Genomic DNA, 18,008 nt, shown 5'->3' with positions numbered 1-18,008 from the left:
ATTACAAATCTATGGAAAAAAAACCAAACTGGTTCTGTGTTTTTATGCGGAACAGAAGAAAAACATTTAGGATTATGAAATTAACTCTAATGTTTCTGATTATTGGAATACTACAGGTTTCGGCTAATGTATATTCCCAAAACGGAAAATTAAGTATTCAAGTTGAAAAAATGGAACTAACGGATCTATTTTGGGAACTGCAAGAAAACTCAGATGTTGTATTCATCTATAAATCGAAAGATTTAATTGGATTTGATAAGGTTAGTATTACTAGAAATAATGCTAGCATTCAAGAAATTTTAGAGGAAGTATTAGAAGGAAAAGACCTTGAATACTCCATCGATGAGGATGTTGTTATTATTAAGAAAAAGCGTGTTGAAGAGGAAAATTCAGCACCTATAGAAGGACAACAGAAAAAATCGATTAAAGGAAAAGTTACCGATAAAAATGGTACACCATTGCCTGGGGTTTCGGTTTATTTAAAAGGAACTTACAATGGTGTAGCAACCAATATTGATGGAGAATTTAGCATTAATGGAGGGGCAGGAGATATCTTGGTTATTAGTTCCGTAGGAATGGAAACTAAGGAAATTACAATTGAAAATCAATTGGATTTGAAAATTGTTCTTATGGAGCAGACTTCCGAATTGGATGATGTCGTTGTAACAGGTTACTTTAATAAAGGTAAGGCAGGTTTTGCAGGTACTGTTACTAATTTTAGTCAAGAAGATTTGGTAAAGGTTTCAACAGGGAATGTTTTAACCACTATTTCGGCATTAGATCCTAGCTTTAGAATACACGAAAGCAATTTATTAGGTTCCGACCCTAATTCAGTTCCAGATTTTACAATTCGTGGTAGAGGAAGTTTTTTAAATTCATCAACTCAGCCTGTTTTTATTGTGGATGGTTTTCAGTCAACAGCAGAGTATGTTATGGATATGGATCCTAATAGAATTGCCTCTATTAATATTCTAAAAGATGCTTCAGCAACTATTCTATATGGTTCGCGTGCGGCTAATGGTGTTGTTGTGATTGAAACAACCAAACCTGAGGCAGGTAAATTAAGAGTGACTTACGATTTTAGACCAACTTTTGAGTTTGCCGATTTACGCGATTATAACTTAATGAACGCCACCGAAAAATTAGAATTCGAAAAAATGGCAGGTCTTTATGATTCTGAATACCCACAGAACCAATTGTATTATGACAAACAATATAATGATAAGCTTAAACGAGTTAGAGAAGGTGTTGATACTTATTGGTTGTCTAAGCCATTGCGTAATGCAGTTTCTCAAGCACATTCGTTATATGTAGAAGGTGGTTCTGAAGATGTACGTTATGCAATTGACGCTAAATATACTAATCAGCAAGGTGTAATGAAGGGATCGGGTAATGAGCAAATTGATTTTGGTTTTAAATTGATTTATAGAATAGCAAATAAGATTACCATTAAAAACTATGCTCAGTTTGTGTATAAGGATAGAGAGAATTCACCATATGGTAGTTTCTCCAATTATACCAGATTGAATCCATACGAGCGTACTCGTGATGAAAATGGTGATTTAATGCCAATTTTAGAAGGTGGAGCTTTGAACCCGCTTTATGATGCTAGCTTACCTTCAAGAAATACTTCGAATTACCATACATTTTATGAACGTTTAAATCTGGATTGGAATATTTCGGAAGCATTTAGGTTTGTTGCACAGGCTAACGTGATGTTTCAAGACAATGAAAGTGAAATTTACACTTCTCCTTTCAGTTCAATATATAATGGTATATCTGAACCTGAAAAAAAAGGTAGTATGACTGTCTCAGATGGTAAAGTCTCTGAGTTTTCTTCAAATATCAATTTACAATACAACAAAGAGATTGACAATCATACCCTGTTTTTTGTAGTTGGCGGTGAGATCATGTTTGATGAAAGTGATAATCGAGGTTTTACGGTACAAGGATTTCCTAGCGATCAGTACATAGATGTGGCTTTTGCTATGCAATACCCCGAGGGGAATAAACCAATTAGTAGTTCTTCAATTTCAAGGTCGATGGGTACTTTTCTTAATGCTAACTACATTTACGATAATCGCTTTTTTATTGATGGTTCGCTACGTTATGATGGTTCTTCAAAGTTTGGTGCAGATAATAAGTTCGCTTTATTCTGGGCTGCAGGGGCAGGATGGAATTTGCATAATGAGTCCTTTTTTACATCTGATGTAATCAATAATTTAAAGTTGCGTTACAATTATGGTGTCACAGGTAACCAGGAGTTTAGTGCACATCAGGCATTAACCATGTATCAATACCAAACAGATCGTTTTTATAGTAATGCGGCACCTGCTGTATTAATGGCTTATGGTAATCCTGATTTAAGTTGGCAAGATGTAAAAACTCACAGTTTAGGCTTAGACTTTGGCTTTAAGGAAAATCGGATACAAGGATCGATTAACTACTATAAGAAAAATACGACAGGTATGCTTACAGATGTTACTGTAGCACCATCTTTAGGTTTTCCAAATGGACAATACAAAGCAAACTTAGGCGAAATCGAAAATAAAGGATACGAATTGAACTTAAACTTAATTCCTTATCGTAACCGCGAAAAAGAAATGGAAGTAGGGCTTGGAATTCAAATTGCTAAGAACGAAAATAAAGTTCTGAAGATTTCGGAAGCTTTAAAAACCATTAATGATGAGAACAATGAAAATAAATTTGTTCCCGGTTCTGTTTATAAAGAGGGCAGGTCAATATCGGCTTTAATGGCGGTTCGTTCTTTGGGTATTAATCCGACTACAGGTGAAGAATTATATTTAAAAGCGGATGGTAAGACTGTAACTACTGTTTGGGATGCTAACGATAAAGTGTATATAGGCGATACGGAACCTGAAGTCTTTGGTAATATCAATACTAATTTCGCTTACAAGAGATGGAATTTGAATATGGTATTTGATTACTCTTTAGGAGCTAAAGTTTATAACAGTACAGTAGTTGATAAAGTTGAGAACCTGAGTCCATACGACAATGGTGATAAAAGAGCCTTATACGATCGTTGGAAGGAAGTGGGAGATTTGTCTATGTATAAAGGGATAAGTGATGCAGGAACAACATATATCACCGATCGTTTTGTACAAACAGAAAACTATCTGCGCTTACGCAGCATGACACTAATGTATAAAATTTCTAATTCGGAAAAGTTGAAGAAATACAACATACAATCCCTTCGTTTAAGTTTTTATGCCAATAATCTGTTTAGAGTATCTAATATAGAGGTGGAAAGAGGTTTATCTTATCCTTTTGCTAGAAGTTTTGGCTTTGGAGTTAATGTTATGTTTTAGGTAAAAAAAAAGAGACAGATGAAACGAATTATAAAAAATATAAGCTTCATAGCCATGCTATCGATGCTGGTTGCTTGCAATGATTGGCTAGATGTAACACCTCTTGGAGATGTTAAAGCGGATGATTTGATTACTACAACTAACGGAATGAACTCTGCCGTAGCGGGCGTTTATTATCTGTTAACAGAAACAGAAATGTACGGGCAGGATATGAGTTATGCTTCCTATGATGTATTAGGCCAATATTATGATATAAAAAATATTGAGCATGATGATTATGCATTATCGAAATTTAACTACATGGACAATACAGTTAGAACACGAATTGATGGATGGTGGTCTAACTATTATGAATGTATTGGGCAGTGCAATAAAATTTTAGAAGCATTTAATGATGAAATGCCAGAAATTCAAAATGCTGAACTATTTAAAGGCGAAGTGTTAGCATTAAGGGCATTTTGTCACCTGCAGGTTTATCGTGTATTCGGACCAGTTACTCAAAATGTTTCCGATTTGGAGCAAAAGGCGATTCCATATCGAACAGAATTTAATAATGTGGCAACCTCTTTTTCAAACTGTAAGCAAGTGCTTGATTTTGCCAGAACAGATTTATTAGAGGCGGTAGAATTAATGAAAGGGGATCCTATTACCACAGGAGGTAAACGAGATGATTTGAATGACTCACAGTTAAGTTATAATAACATTCTGGTGAATAGAGTTGCTCGTTTAAACTATTACGGGGTTATGGGTCTATTGTCACGTGTTGAGCAATTGTCTTTTAACCAAAGCCAAGAAGATGGAGCGTATTACTGGGCTAACAGATTGCTGGAAGAATTAGAAAGTAATACATCAATTGCCTTATCAGGACAAGAAGTTACTGATGGTAAAGACAAAATGTTTTCATCGGAGATTATTTTTTCCTTATCAAGAAATGACCTTTGGGATCTTACAGAAATAAAATTGGGACCTAACCTTGGTATTGGAGAGGATGTTGTGAAGCTACAAATAAATGGTACTGCTTATAATGAGTTGGTGACTTTTGTTTATGGAAGACAGCCTGATGGTTCCGGTAGTGATTATCGCTTGGTAAATTGGTTTGATCAAGTGGCTGGTAATAATTCTTATCCATTAGTAAAATACACCGAGCCCTTAAATAATTACGATGAAGATTCTGATTATTCCTATCCCGAAATTGCAATTATCCGTTTATCTGAAGTGTACTACACAATGTGTGAAGCATTAATTGGGGTTGATAATGTGAAGGCTCTTGAGTATCTGAACGCAGTTCGTACAAAGAGAGGGATGTTTGAATTGGAGGCGAGTGAGGCCGTTAATGTAGAGACTTATTTAATGCGTGAAAGGCGTAAAGAGTTTTTTGGGGATGGGGAAATTTTCTTCATCAACAAACGATTATTTAAACCTATCGAAGCATCATCGTCAAATACAGTAATGCCTTCAAAGGAGATATTCGAATTACCTATACCAGAGGATGAATATGAATTTGGTCCAGAGGGTAAATAAGGTGTTTAATTAATAGTCATGATTAAGTATAAAACAATTAGGAGAATGATTAAATGAATTTGTTTTTTTAGATAAGTTCTGCGAATCAAAATCCTGATGCTTATGACTTGATACTAATTTTGAATCAAATGAAAAATATATTTATACTACTAATTTGCTTAACTATAAGTTTTGCATTTAGTTCATGTGATAGTGAAAATGAATTTACCGAGTTTAATACCTCAACAGCTTATATCAATTTAGTTACTGAGCTTGATAGTATAGAGTTTTCTTTTGCCGAAGAGGTAGATGAAGTACAATCTTATATTATTAAAATACCCGTGGCAATTGCCGGTGTTCCTGCAGATATTGATCGTGAGTACAAAGTAGAATTAATTGAAGACGAAAGTACCGCTGCAACTAGTGATTGGAATGCTTCAAGTATCGAGAACTTAGTGATTAAACAAGGAGCAGTATATGACACTTTACGCATTAAGCTTAATAGAACTGAAGAACTAAAAGAAGAAGTACGTTCATTAACTTTTAGATTAGTATCAAACGAAAATTTTGGTTTAGGGCAAGATGATGCGCTTCAAATAAAAGTTAAATTCTCGGATATATTATTACCTCCTATTTGGTGGAATTCTTGGGAGCGATATTTTGGAACTTTCTATAAGGAGACTTATTTCAAATGGAAAGAAATTTACTACGAGGGCGCCGATCCAAATTATGTATATGCTGGATGGATGGAAGCCAGTGAGGATATTAATAAGCCAATGTATTGGAATAATATGCCAGTGGCATCTTTTCCCATTCAGCCTTATTATTACCCTTCAACAATGGTTTTTGTTACTCAAATGAAGATTTTCTTTGATGAGAATGAGGTATATGGAACCAATCCTGATGGATCTAAAACGAGGATTAAAATAATTAATACGTAGATTATGAAAATGATAAAAATATTTTCATCCATATTGTTTCTAACATTGCTATTAGCTTATGGATGCTCCGATGACTTAGGAAATTACGATTATAAAGAGTTAAATAATGTTGAAGTAACTGGTTTACCTGTAGATACCACCGTTGGGGTATTAGAACATTTGGTAATAACACCAGTTATTGCAAGAGAATTGGAGGGGCGAGAAGACGATCTTGAATTTACTTGGCGAATTGGTACAAGCGATACAATATCGATGGAACGCAATCTTGATTACGTGATTGAAACTTCTGTACCAATGGGGAAGAATATCTGTTATTATCATGTAATGGATAAAGAAACAGGGGTAAGGTACTATTACGAATTTGAGTTAAATGTAGTAGCAACTTTCAATTTAGGTTATTACGTTTTGTCAGAAATGCCCGATGAATCAAGTTTGATCTCTTACCTTAATACCAATTACAATGAGAATTCGGAATGGATTAGTACCAGTACAATAGGTGATTACACACTAGGTAACAAGCCTTGTGGGATGGCTAAAAATGCAAATTGGAGATATGGATATGAATTGCATATTCTAACTCAGGAAGGGTTATATCCATATGTGAAAACAAATGTACAATCCTTTTTACCTACTGCAATTATTAATGCAGAAAACTATATTAAAGGTCAAGGGACAGGTGCTTTTTCACCAACTAAATTAATTTCGAGTACCAATAATCAGTATTTTTTAACAGGAAACGGTTTCTCAGTATTGAATAGTGGTATTATGCATGCACCAAGTGGAATTACAGAAACCTACGATTGGGCCTTGTGCGGCTGGTGGGGCTATCGTTCCAGTGCGCCCGACGAAATTTGGGGCTATGATAAACTTTCCAATAAAATTTATACCATTTATAATACACCAGGAGGTCCATTATTTGATCTAAATTCGATTACAGAAGCACCTTTGGGAGATATTTCTTTTGATGGCTATAGAGTAATGGGCTTAAGTAAAACTGAAACAAGACTTGCTATCGATTTGGGAGTTGTTTTATTGGATGTCGTGGCAGGAAATACTAATGAGATTGTTATTCATAGCCTTAATATGGATCGTGAATATGCTTCATGGAGTCCTATTGGAGTATATGATATACAAACCAGTCAATCAACGATTCTGCCAGTAGCCGGAATCAATGCTGAGAGTTTATGTAAGAAGTATGGTAGTAATTTTTACATCACCATAGGTCAATCAATCTATTCAACTCCAGTATTAAATCCTGTTTTAACCAAGATTGCTGATATACCTGTTGAGTATGGTATCCCAATGGATTTCGATATGACAAATGTTGGAACTAATCCTCAGCAATTAGTAATTGCTACCTATAATGAAGGGAGTAGTGATGAACTAAAAGGTTCAGTAATTTATCTCGATCCTCAAAAGAAACAAATAACAAATATGTTTAAAGGTGTTTGTGGAAAAGCGGTTCAAGTAATTACTGCTGAAAAGTAATAGTTAGATAAATCAGATTGGGAACTATTTGTGCAATAGTTCTCAATCTGAATACCGAATAAAGGAAATCGAACTTTTTGCCATTTATATTGCAATCCCGTAGTGTTGATGGAAGCTTAATACGCTCTAATTTCTTTCAAGTAGTAAGTTACGCAAATCAGTAAAAAAATATGAGGAAAATAGTTATACTAACTGCAGTTATATTAACTGGGTTATTAACAGCGATGTGTGCTGTAGAGAAAGACAAAAACACAAAAGACATAAGCGTGCTTTATGTTGGTTATTCGCCAGACAAGCCACTTCCAAAGGAAATGCCTGTTAGAGATGAGGATAAAACGGAATATATCGAGCGATTGAAAGTTCGTATGGGATCTTATGAAACCTTGCTTAAAAAACACTTTAATCATGTAAAGACAATAGATGGTAGTGATTATAACGAAGCTCTTTCTGATGATTATGATGTAACCATTTTTGATGGTATGCCTACTGCGATTAAGGAGGAAAAAAGAGTATATAATGATAATAACGAACTAATAGAATGGGAATTTCCAGAGTATTTGTCTAAAGATTATGATAGAGCGACTATTACCATTGGTATCTGTTCGCCACAAATAGGTCAGTCGTTAGGCTTAAAAAATGATTGGTTGTGTCTGTGTTTAGAATTTGATGCACACCATATTAGAGTCGAGCACGATATTTTTAATACCCCATTCAAAGTAGATCTTACTTTTGAATCAAAAGATACACCAAACTATATCTATCATTATCCATCTGGTAAAAATGTGCCAAAACAAATTCCAATGTGGCGTGTATTAGCTCCATCTTATAATAATTCTGCATTAATACCAGGCATGGTTTCGCGTGGCAATGGCTACGAAGATTCGCCCGATACAGAATATATCTCAAGTGGAGTTTGTGTTAAAGATGTTGGCGCAGTAGCATTAGGTCGTCATGCAAACTTTTTTCATTGGGGTTTTAATGGTGCTGCTGATGATTTTACAGAAGAAGCTCAATTGGTTTTTATTAACTCTATTGTCTATATCAATCAGTTTAATGGACAAAAGCCAATTGCCCGTAAATACAACGATAGAATACAAATACGCGAAGTGTCAATTGCTTATAGTCTTCGTGACGTTTCTGAAGAAAGCTATAAGAAAAGCGTTCAGGAATATGAAAGATATAACGCTAAGGAAATACAACGCCGTGCTGAATTGATAGCGAAACAAAAAAAAGGAGACAAATTAACCGCTCCACAAAAGTTTTTTTTAACTAAAAATAAAGGAGTGCTACCTACACTCGAAGAATATTTGAAAAATAAAATGGGTGACGACTTTACCATTTTTGGTACTGATATGGAGGCATATCGCAAGTTTTTACTTGAAAACAAAGCATACTACTATTGCCATGGTAGCATTCTTAATTACAAATTTGAATTAGATAAAGATGCACAACAATTAGGCATTGCAAATAATGATCTTAAGATTCTTGAAGAGTCAATTGCGTTATTAAACAATACTGATAAAAAAGAAGTAGCTCAACGTATTTTACTACGCTATACAGAACAGCATTTTACAACACAAAAAGAATGGGAAAATTGGTTTCAATCTAATAAGGAAAAACTTTTTTTTACCGAGTCGGGTGGTTACAAGTGGTTGGTAAATACGATAAAATAAAAAGATTATGCGTGAATTACATATGGTTCTTATTCTCATTATTCTTTTGGCAAGCTCGTGTGTAACAGCTCAGGAAAAGAAAGTAGATGAGGCACTTGAAGAAAAAGCTTTTGAAGCTTATGAAACGATTCAATTGAATAAGCCCAATGGCACTGATCCTGTTAATCTTGGTGCACTTGTGGTTTGGAATAAAGATAAAAGTTCACTCGCTCTTGTTATGCGTGTGCTAATAGCAGATGATTGGCATATTTATGCTAGTCAGAAAGGAACCTCAGCATTTATTATGACCGAATTGAAAGTTGAATTACCTAATGGTATTCAACAAATAGGAGAATGGATTAAGCCAGATGCTCATTATTTTTCGGAAGACTTAGATGTTTATGAAGGGGAGCTTTTATATATCGGCTACTTTAAAGTAACATCCAGAAAAGTAGGTAAGGGTAAGGTTGGTTTGTATTACCAGACCTGTGATTTAAATCAGTGTTTTCCTCCTAAAACAAAAATGGTTGATTTAGATATTAAATTATAAATATTTGAGTAATACGAGAGTATTAGTAATTGCAGTCTTAATGTGTTTTGTTTAATTCTTAATACAGAACTCAGAGTTCATTGTAGAATGAAGGAGGGAGTTGCACCCCATCTAATTAAGCAAGCGAAGATAGTTGTAAAAGAGTAATTTGGTTTATTATGGTTTAATGAAAAGTAGTAAGCGTTAACAACAAATATATTTAATGAAATGAAAAATTTAGTAATAGTGAAGTTATTGGTTTGCGTTTTGTTTTGCTCTGTTATAGGGGTTGCAAATGCACAGGAATCGAATAAAGATATTAAAGTACTATACGTAGGTTACAATCCAGAAAAACCAAAGCCAGAAAATTATGGTCGTGTATTTGGCGGTGCTCCAGAACGCTTAGAGAAAGATTATCAAACTAGGTGGCCGGCATTTAAAGCCTATTTAGAGGAACATTTCACTAGTGTTACATGTGTTGATCCAAGAGATTATAAGCAGGAAATGTCATCAAAAGTAGATGTGACCATATTTGATGAATTAACGACACCAATAAAAGAGGAAGTAAAAGAATATGATACAAATGGAAAACTTGTAAAATATGCTAAGTCAGAATACTTAACTTCTGATTATAAGAATGCTACTATTTTTATTGGTAAATGTGCACCAGATTTAGGAAGAAGTTTAGGCTCTAAACTAGACTGGCATTGTTACTGTTTGGAAGGTGATGCGCAAAGCCTACAAACACAGCACCCAATATTCAATACGCCAAATAAGGTAACCCCTACTATGGTGATGAATCCGACTCCTAAAAATTGGTTGCATTATGATTCTAGTTTGCCAAAGCAGATGAAAATGTGGAAAGTGCAAAAATTAAGTGCAAAAAATTCGGATTACGTGTTGGGGATGGTATCTCGTGGAGCTGGATTTTTAGATTCACCAGATACTGAATACATCTGTGGTGCAGAATGTAAAAGTATCGAATCTGTAGCTTTAGGGCGTCATGGTAATTTATTTTTATGGGGTTTTAGTGGGTCTCCAGATATAATGACCGAAGAAGCAAAAGATGTATTTTTCAATACCATTGTCTACATGAAACAGTTCAACGGGGCAGGTCTTATTGCAAAAAAAATGGATGAAACCATTATTATTCGGGATCCATATTTAGATTATAGAAAATCTAAAATTACTCTTGAAAATTTTGAAACTTATAAGGTTGATTGGTTGAAGTATAATGAGAAGAGCATTGCTCGTGCCGATGAATTGAAGAAGCAAAAAGCAGAAGGTAAGAAACTATCGAGAATTCAAGAGATGTTTTTGAGTAAACAAAAATCAGTTCCAACAATAGAAATATGGATGGAAGAAAATGTTGGAGAGGAAGCATTTAATGCTGTTGGTTCAGATATTAAGGCCTATTACACGTGGATTGAAGAGAATCGAGAATTCTTTTACTGTATACACACAAAAGACTTCAGACATGTGCTTTCAGTTGATAAAGATCTTAAACAATTAGCGGTTTCCAATAGAAAAATTGAAGTCTTAGAAAAATGTATTGGTCTAATAAGTAAAGGCGAACAAACTGATATTGCTAATCGTGTTCTTAGAAAGTATACCATGGAAGATTTTAAAACGGCAAAAGAGTGGAAGAAATGGCTGAAAAAAAATAGATCTAAATTATTCTTTACTGAAGCTGGTGGATATAAATGGTTAATTAACACTTTAAATTAAAAGAGGATGAAAAATGCATTAAGGCTATTCGTGTTGATCATCTATTTATATGGAGGTAATAATGCAATAGCTCAAATCGATAAAATCGATTCCGATTTGGAGATGATGGTAGAGATGGAGCAGATGGATCTTGTAACATCAAAACCAACAGCCATGGATCCATTAAGCTATAATGCAAAGGTGGTATGGTCTGAAAATAAGGATCAATTAGCAATTGTATTGAAGGCCGATTTGTTAAACAATTGGCAGATTTATGCATATGCTTCTGATGCTTCGGCATACATCACAACCGAAATCAGATTTGAAGCGCCAAAAGGATTGGAACCAATTGGAGATTGGCAAAAGCCAATTGCGAAACCTTATTCAGAAGGAGTAGAAATATTTAAAGGAGAAATATTCTTTGTTAGATATTATAAGGTTGTAGATGGTGTAAAGTTCGTCAAGCCAATTAAATGTGGTTTGTACTATCAAGCTTGCGACCCAAACCAATGTTTTCCTCCTAAAACAAAAACTGTTGACTTACAATTTTAATAAAATAAGAAATGAAAAATATAATAATCACTTTTATTGTTCTACTTTTTTGTGGAAGTGTTTCAGCACAAGGAATTAATTTTGAAAAATGCACTTACGAAGAAGGTTTAATTAAGGCAAACAATGAAAACAAGTTAGTTTTTATTGATTGTTATACCGAATGGTGTGGTCCATGTAAAAGGTTAGCAAAAGAAGTTTTCACCCAAGAAAAAATAGGAGCGTTTTATAACACGAATTTTGTTTGCCTTAAGATGGATATGGAAAAAGGGGAAGGTATTGAACTTGCTTCATTTTATGAAGTAAAATCATATCCAACTTTGTTAATTCTGAATACTGAAGGCGAAGTTCTTGGAAGAATGAATGGAAGAACAGCAGAGGATCTAATTGATCAAGCTAATGGTATTTTAAAGGAGAAATAATAATTATTAATTGAATAGTTGAAGTAAAGCCATCTCAGTTTGAGGTGGCTTTTCAAATTTACACAAGCAAGATTTAAGTTTGCGCTAAGGCTAATTCTGATAACAGATTTAATCTTCATACAAAAATAAAGGCACTACCTCAGTTTGATTTTTACGAGTATTTTAGAAAATCGTCAAATTGCTAATGGGCGACCACTTATTGTCTCGGGGAGGGTAATTGTTACCGATTGAAGCCAAGAAATTGCCAATGGACTGCTCCAAGTTACCGATTGGATGCATAAAAGTCCCGATGGGAGGGTGTGACCTGCCTCGGGACTAATAAAATTGGGCATTCTAGGAATTAATCGTTAAGATATTTTTTCTTTCGATCTTCATTTTTCCAGAAAATATAACGACCATATTCACGAATGGTGCTCATCTTTTCTGCAAGCAAAGTGTAGGCTTTGTCTCTCATTAATTTCGTGGCACTGTTTTCCTCTTTCGATCCATTTGATTCAGCTAATAATACAGACATATTGTGTGAAGTGATTTTGGCTTTTGAAAGAAGAGTATCAACTCCAATCAATTTTAATGGTTCTGGGTTTTTTTCACCAAGTATGGCTAGTTCAATCAAATCTTGAATCATGTCAGCATGTCCACCACCCTCACGAATACGCATCACTTTTTTATTTACATTCTCATTATTTCGAAATACAAAACTAAAATGATGTAGCATTTCATCGCGTAAGTCATAAGCTTCAGGAGATTGCTCCAACCACTCCTTTTGAGCCTCCTGTCGAGCACGGTATTCGCTCATCCATTCTGCCTGACAATATCTTACAGCACCTGAAAGGGTAGTCAGGTCAGTAATAAACGTAATATCCAGTCCGGCCTTTGCAAGACTTTCTTTGTCTTTAATTGCCTCTATGGCCAGCGTTTCTGCACTGGCAGTCACCTCGTCGATAGGTTGATTCGGTAATTTCACCTCCGAAAGGGGAAGGGCTTCAATTCTTTCTTTCCATGTTTCAAAATCGTTTTGATAGTCCATGATTAAATAATTAGTTTTGTATTTACAAGGGTCCATCGGCCTCCTCTTCCAGTTCGCCGCCAAAGTTTTCCGGTTGATGACCAGCCGATGGCTTCCCTTTTTTTTCGAAAAAAGATTTCAAATAAAAATATCCTTTCAAAAACGATTCGGAAATTAAGTAAAATTTTTTAAAAAACAAGAGTGTAAATATGTCAAGTTGTTTCTAACGTATAATTTTTATTTGGCTTAACAATAGTTTCTCGTGTATCGTTAATTGGTTGTTTACTTAGTGGTTAGTAGTCAACATCCTTTGTTTGGTTGTTTTTTGTTTATTTAGATGCTTAAATATCTAAAAAAGAAACGGTTTTAAAGTGGTGTTATTTTCTAAAAAAATAAATTACTTAACGCTTACTGTTAAGCGATTCAGGTTGATTTTCTTTCTGAGATTTTAATATTTTTAAAATATCCCGTTTGAATATCCAAGTAGCTTTTCTACATTTACATACGAAAAATATGGCAAATCAGGAGCAGGAAATTATCAGAATGTTTAAAAGTGGAGACCAGGATGGCCTTCGCCTCTTGTTCGATTTATACTACGCACCACTTTGTGCATACGCCCATAAATATTTCGATTCATTGGATCAAGCAGAAGACATTGTTCAGGAAGCCTTTATTACTTTATGGGAAAAAAACAGCCGTTGCAATTGGTCGTCACGGTAACTTTTTTTTGTGGGGATTTACAGGTTCGCCTGATTATATGACTGCTGAAGCAAAGCAAGTATTTGCCAATGCAATTGTTTATACACATAAGCATGCAAAGGATAAGCGAATTGCTAAAAAGTACAATGATCGAATTTACACGAAAGACTTTATTTATTGGACTTTGCATAATATTAAGATGAGTTCTTTTAAAAAATCCCAAGAATTAAAGATAGAGCAAAACAATGATATAATTAAACGACAAGATGGGGTTAAGGAAAAACAGAAGAGGGGAGAAGAGTTAAGTGACATAGATCAAATGCTTCTTGCGTTTAAGCCTATGCCTTTGGAGTCTTTTGAGCAGTTTTTAGCAAAATACATGGAAAAGAAACCCTACTTAAAAGAAACAGGTTTAGATACGGTGGCAATAAGAAAATACTTGCTTGAAAATATGGATTATTTTTATGCTGAACCTGATGCCTTCGAAGGTTTAAAAATTGATGAGGATTGTAAGAGTTTGGGGATAGCTAACACAGATATTAAAATTTTAGATGCGGCTATTTCTTTGTTAGAAAAAAACAAAGATATCGAGAAAGCAAATCGATTATTGTGGAGATATACTCTTGAAGATTTTAAGACTGCCAAAGAATGGAGAGCTTGGTATACGAAGTACAAAAATAAAATGTTTTTCACACAATCGGGTGGTTTTGTTTGGATGATTAACGATCCAAATGCAAATCCTGATATTCGTCCGAGAAATGATAAAAAAGAAGAAGTTGAAATAGCGGATGAGTTAACTAAGCTTGGCTTGCAATTGGCCGAACCAACCCATGAGAACCCTGTTAGTGTAGGCGCAATGCTTGTTGACGGAAAGAATGAGAACGAAAAAACGGTATTGATAGAAACAAATATCATGAGTGGTTATCACATTTATGCATATGTGCCTAGTGGTGAGGCTTATATTAAAACAGAATTAGGTTTAGACTTACCCGAAGGAGTTGATTTAGTTGGCAAGTGGGATAAATCATCTCCTGCTCCATATCCTGGAAAAGATAAAATTTTAATTTATAAAGGTGAAAGCAGTTTTAAGCAGGCAATTAAATTTGATGGTAAAATAGCCAAAGGAACAAAAGTAAAGTGTTGGTTGTATTATCAATGCTGCGATGCTTCCATCTGTTTTCCACCCCAAAAGAAAGAGTTTGTGTTAGAACTTAACTAATTTAAGATCACTCTTTGGGATACTATTCCGCAAAGTGTGTAAGTGATATTTTTAGGGTTAGACTTTAGTTAAGTCTGACCCTTTTTTATTGCTGTGTAAAAATTATTTAAGCCTACTCACTTTTTTTACATGAAAGTTAGAGTTCATCTTTTTAATAACGGTTTGTTCTAGGTTTTTGGAAGCAAAAAGTGAGTAAATTCAATAAAACAGGAATCAAATTGCCTATTTTTGTTACAATCAAAAAAAAAAAATCGTAAAGTTTTCGGTCTATTAGAAAGCTAATTTTTATCTAATCTAGATTTAAATCATTTTCGATTTGTGTAGATTATCAGTAGTATTACATCGTTTGCAATTAACAAAATAAAAAGTAAAATGATGAGTCGTGAACTTGTAAGAGCTTAGTAATTAACAAATTTTAGCAATTTTTTTTAGAAATGCTTTCACCCTATTGAGTGATTTGGTTGTCTTTAAAGTAACAAAACAGAATGAAGAGAAGAATCAAATAAACTAAATCAACTCAATTACATTGAATTCTATTTTATAGGTAGCATTCAGTTAATAAAAAGATTAAAAAATGAAATTGAAATTTACAGTTCTTGCCATAATTATGGTAGTGTTTAGCGGATTTTCATTTGGACAGGTCATACAGCCAGCCAAGTGGAAGGTCGAGTTTTCGAATAAAGAGGTTCGGGTAGGTGAGCAGTTGGATATTGTGTTTAAGGCCACTATTGATAAAACTTGGCACGTATATTCCAACGATTTTGATCCTGAATTAGGACCAATACTTATTAAATTCGATTTTACCGAGAATTCAAGCTACGAAAGAGTAGGCGAGGTAAAACCAATAAATGCTCAAAAGCATCACGACAAAACTTGGGATGGCGAAGTAAGTTATTTCGAGAACGAAGGGGAAATGCGCCAAACCATTTTGGTAAAGGAATTGCCTTTACTTGTTAAAGGAGCTTTCGAATATCAAACCTGTTCGGATGCTACTGGTCAATGTGTAATGGGCGACGAAGATTTTGATTTAAAAATTGGAGATGCGCCAGTTCAAGTGGCACAGGATGAGGAAGCCAAAATTATTGATCCAGCCAAACCAGCTGCCAATAAAAAAGGACTTTGGGCAGTGTTTATTTTTGCTTTTTTGGGAGGTTTGGCAGCTATTTTTACTCCTTGTGTATTCCCAATGATTCCAATGACCGTTAGCTTTTTTATGCATAGCAGCGAGAATAAAGCCAAAGGTAGAATGCAGGCTTTCTTTTATGGAGCTTCGATAATTGGAATATATACTTTTATCGGTACATTATTAGCGGTTGTTATGGGGCCCGATTTTGCGAATTTTCTTTCCACGCATTGGGTGCCTAATATATTCTTCTTTTTAATTTTTATGGTATTTGCAGCATCATTCTTCGGAATGTTCGAAATTACCATGCCAAGTTGGATGGTGAACAAATCGGTTTCTAACGAAGATAAAGGTGGTTTAATGGGAGCATTCTTTATGGCATTTACTTTGGTATTGGTTTCATTTTCATGTACCGGACCTATTGTTGGAGCCATTTTGGTTGCATCTGCAGGTGGCGAGGTGTTAATGCCTATTGTTGGAATGTTAGGTTTCTCAACCGCTTTTGCATTGCCATTTACCTTATTTGCAATTTTCCCAGGCTGGTTAAACAAAATGCCAAAATCGGGCGGATGGTTAAATTCTGTAAAAGTAGTTCTAGGATTTATCGAACTTGCTTTGGGTTTAAAATTCTTAAGTATTGCGGATCAAACCTACCATTGGGGAATTTTAGATCGCGAAGTTTACTTAGCGGTTTGGATCGTGGTATTTACTTTAATGGGATTCTATTTATTAGGGAAATTAACCTTTTCTCACGATAGTGAAGTAAAGTTTGTTAGTGTACCTCGTTTGATGTTATCCATTTTAACTTTTTCCTTTGTAATATATATGATTCCAGGAATGTTCGGAGCTCCTTTAAAAGCGCTTTCGGGATATATTCCACCACAAGCAACTCAAGATTTCGATATCAATCAAATTGTAAGAAATAATGCGGGAACCCTTGGTACTACCCAACATCAGGAAACACACACGGCTAAGTATTCAGACTTTTTACATTTACCACATGGTTTAAATGGGTATTTCGATTACGAAGAAGGAATGGCAGCGGCTAAAAAACAAAATAAACCTGTGTTTATGGACTTTACCGGACATGGTTGCGTTAACTGTCGTGAAATGGAAGCCAATGTATGGGCAGATCCACAGGTTTTGAAGCGTTTGCAGGAAGATTATATTGTAATTGCTATGTACGTTGATGATAAAACAAAATTACCTGAAGAGGAATGGATTGTTTCTGAATACGATGGCAAGAAAAAGAAAACTTTGGGCAAAAAGAATGCCGATTTACAAATTCGAAAATACAATGTAAATGCGCAACCATATTATTGTTTGTTAGATTCGAATGGAGAAGATTTAACGGAACCTACCTCCTATGATTTAAATGTGGATAATTTTGTTCGCTTTTTAGAACGAGGAAAGGATAAATTCAATCAAAAAAAAACAGCGGGAATAATTGATTAAATGCAGTTAGTAAAATATAATTGTTTGGATAGAAAAGGAAGCATTCGTAACTATTATTAGTTTGTGTTAATTAGTTAGTGAGTTTTCATATATAAAGTGTGAAAATAGTTTTAGTGGGATGAATGCAGATGGCAAGGCCGGCAATCCTTGTCGTCTGCTCATTAAACCCAAAACTTTCAATTCGATATCAAACACATAAAAGATAAACAACAACAAACATTAGTTAGTGGTGAAAAGGGCAGGGAAGACAAGTTATTATCCCCAATAATCTGATCTAAAAATATCCCTGCTCTTTTTTTTTAAGAAGAAACTGATAATATACTATGAAACGTCCATGTACAAAGCTTTCTACACACAGGGAGATGATTATTTCAGCATGGTAAGTTCCA

At 34.6% G+C, this 18,008-nt stretch carries 13 protein-coding genes; 12 read left to right on the top strand and 1 reads right to left on the bottom strand.

Translation table 11 applies throughout. From position 1 onward, the window contains the following. Nucleotides 1-74 precede the first annotated feature (74 nt). The 9 genes from BZG02_RS07840 to BZG02_RS07800 all read left to right on the top strand — a co-directional run bounded on the left by BZG02_RS07840 (nt 75) and on the right by BZG02_RS07800 (nt 12,117). Complete coding sequence (locus BZG02_RS07840; RefSeq protein WP_180335664.1) at nt 75-3,329, top strand: SusC/RagA family TonB-linked outer membrane protein; 3,255 nt, start codon at nt 75-77, stop codon at nt 3,327-3,329. A gap of 18 nt (nt 3,330-3,347) precedes the next feature. Further along, nucleotides 3,348-4,850 carry a RagB/SusD family nutrient uptake outer membrane protein gene (locus BZG02_RS07835; protein WP_101260858.1) on the top strand — a complete coding sequence of 501 codons (1,503 nt, stop codon included), beginning with the start codon at nt 3,348-3,350 and terminating at the stop codon, nt 4,848-4,850. Between the two features lie 128 nt (nt 4,851-4,978). Further along, a complete protein-coding gene (locus BZG02_RS07830) occupies nt 4,979-5,770 on the top strand; it encodes a DUF4843 domain-containing protein (RefSeq protein ID WP_101260857.1) in 792 nt (263 codons plus the stop codon). Between the two features lie 3 nt (nt 5,771-5,773). Next, nucleotides 5,774-7,258: a PKD-like family lipoprotein gene (locus BZG02_RS07825; protein ID WP_101260856.1), complete on the top strand. Its 1,485-nt coding sequence runs from the start codon at nt 5,774-5,776 to the stop codon at nt 7,256-7,258. A gap of 170 nt (nt 7,259-7,428) precedes the next feature. Next, entirely contained in the window at nt 7,429-8,931 is a 1,503-nt protein-coding gene (locus BZG02_RS07820; protein ID WP_143470436.1) for a hypothetical protein, read from the top strand. Between the two features lie 7 nt (nt 8,932-8,938). Beyond that, nucleotides 8,939-9,460: a protein-disulfide reductase DsbD domain-containing protein gene (locus BZG02_RS07815; protein WP_101260854.1), complete on the top strand. Its 522-nt coding sequence runs from the start codon at nt 8,939-8,941 to the stop codon at nt 9,458-9,460. A 207-nt stretch (nt 9,461-9,667) separates the two neighbouring features. Continuing rightward, nucleotides 9,668-11,167 carry a hypothetical protein gene (locus tag BZG02_RS07810; protein WP_101260853.1) on the top strand — a complete coding sequence of 500 codons (1,500 nt, stop codon included), beginning with the start codon at nt 9,668-9,670 and terminating at the stop codon, nt 11,165-11,167. A gap of 6 nt (nt 11,168-11,173) precedes the next feature. Next, nucleotides 11,174-11,698 (top strand): protein-disulfide reductase DsbD family protein, encoded by a 525-nt coding sequence (locus tag BZG02_RS07805; RefSeq protein ID WP_101260852.1) that lies wholly within the window; start codon nt 11,174-11,176, stop codon nt 11,696-11,698. An 11-nt stretch (nt 11,699-11,709) separates the two neighbouring features. Next, nucleotides 11,710-12,117 carry a thioredoxin family protein gene (locus BZG02_RS07800; RefSeq protein WP_101260851.1) on the top strand — a complete coding sequence of 136 codons (408 nt, stop codon included), beginning with the start codon at nt 11,710-11,712 and terminating at the stop codon, nt 12,115-12,117. 340 nt (nt 12,118-12,457) lie between these two features. On the opposite strand, the gene BZG02_RS07795 is transcribed toward BZG02_RS07800, so the two are convergent. After that, on the bottom strand, nt 12,458-13,144 hold the full coding sequence (locus tag BZG02_RS07795) for a hypothetical protein (RefSeq protein ID WP_101260850.1): 687 nt from the start codon (nt 13,142-13,144) through the stop codon (nt 12,458-12,460). Nucleotides 13,145-13,636: 492 nt separating this feature from the next. Here BZG02_RS07795 and BZG02_RS21295 point away from each other — a divergent pair, with 492 nt between their 5' ends. The 3 genes from BZG02_RS21295 to BZG02_RS07780 all read left to right on the top strand — a co-directional run bounded on the left by BZG02_RS21295 (nt 13,637) and on the right by BZG02_RS07780 (nt 17,619). Then, nucleotides 13,637-13,843 carry an RNA polymerase sigma factor gene (locus tag BZG02_RS21295; RefSeq protein WP_101260849.1) on the top strand — a complete coding sequence of 69 codons (207 nt, stop codon included), beginning with the start codon at nt 13,637-13,639 and terminating at the stop codon, nt 13,841-13,843. Nucleotides 13,844-13,880: 37 nt separating this feature from the next. After that, entirely contained in the window at nt 13,881-15,041 is a 1,161-nt protein-coding gene (locus tag BZG02_RS07785) for a protein-disulfide reductase DsbD domain-containing protein (protein WP_143470434.1), read from the top strand. Between the two features lie 574 nt (nt 15,042-15,615). Next, nucleotides 15,616-17,619 carry a protein-disulfide reductase DsbD family protein gene (locus BZG02_RS07780; RefSeq protein ID WP_101260847.1) on the top strand — a complete coding sequence of 668 codons (2,004 nt, stop codon included), beginning with the start codon at nt 15,616-15,618 and terminating at the stop codon, nt 17,617-17,619. Nucleotides 17,620-18,008: the final 389 nt, after the last annotated feature.

Origin of the sequence: Labilibaculum filiforme, assembly GCF_002843315.1 — a bacterium.
GTDB classification, from domain to species: Bacteria; Bacteroidota; Bacteroidia; order Bacteroidales; family Marinifilaceae; genus Labilibaculum; species Labilibaculum filiforme.
Note: the sequence above shows the minus strand (reverse complement) of the source record. Positions and strands in the feature narration are given on the sequence as shown.

Excerpts from the sequence above, each read along its gene's own strand:
- BZG02_RS07840 (WP_180335664.1), top strand. The coding sequence starts at position 75 with ATGAAATTAACTCTAATGTTTCTGATTATTGGAATACTACAGGTTTCG.
- BZG02_RS07835 (WP_101260858.1), top strand. The coding sequence starts at position 3,348 with ATGAAACGAATTATAAAAAATATAAGCTTCATAGCCATGCTATCGATG.
- BZG02_RS07830 (WP_101260857.1), top strand. The coding sequence starts at position 4,979 with ATGAAAAATATATTTATACTACTAATTTGCTTAACTATAAGTTTTGCA.
- BZG02_RS07825 (WP_101260856.1), top strand. The coding sequence starts at position 5,774 with ATGAAAATGATAAAAATATTTTCATCCATATTGTTTCTAACATTGCTA.
- BZG02_RS07820 (WP_143470436.1), top strand. The coding sequence starts at position 7,429 with ATGAGGAAAATAGTTATACTAACTGCAGTTATATTAACTGGGTTATTA.
- BZG02_RS07815 (WP_101260854.1), top strand. The coding sequence starts at position 8,939 with ATGCGTGAATTACATATGGTTCTTATTCTCATTATTCTTTTGGCAAGC.
- BZG02_RS07810 (WP_101260853.1), top strand. The coding sequence starts at position 9,668 with ATGAAAAATTTAGTAATAGTGAAGTTATTGGTTTGCGTTTTGTTTTGC.
- BZG02_RS07805 (WP_101260852.1), top strand. The coding sequence starts at position 11,174 with ATGAAAAATGCATTAAGGCTATTCGTGTTGATCATCTATTTATATGGA.
- BZG02_RS07800 (WP_101260851.1), top strand. The coding sequence starts at position 11,710 with ATGAAAAATATAATAATCACTTTTATTGTTCTACTTTTTTGTGGAAGT.
- BZG02_RS07795 (WP_101260850.1), bottom strand. The coding sequence starts at position 13,144 with ATGGACTATCAAAACGATTTTGAAACATGGAAAGAAAGAATTGAAGCC.
- BZG02_RS21295 (WP_101260849.1), top strand. The coding sequence starts at position 13,637 with ATGGCAAATCAGGAGCAGGAAATTATCAGAATGTTTAAAAGTGGAGAC.
- BZG02_RS07785 (WP_143470434.1), top strand. The coding sequence starts at position 13,881 with ATGACTGCTGAAGCAAAGCAAGTATTTGCCAATGCAATTGTTTATACA.
- BZG02_RS07780 (WP_101260847.1), top strand. The coding sequence starts at position 15,616 with ATGAAATTGAAATTTACAGTTCTTGCCATAATTATGGTAGTGTTTAGC.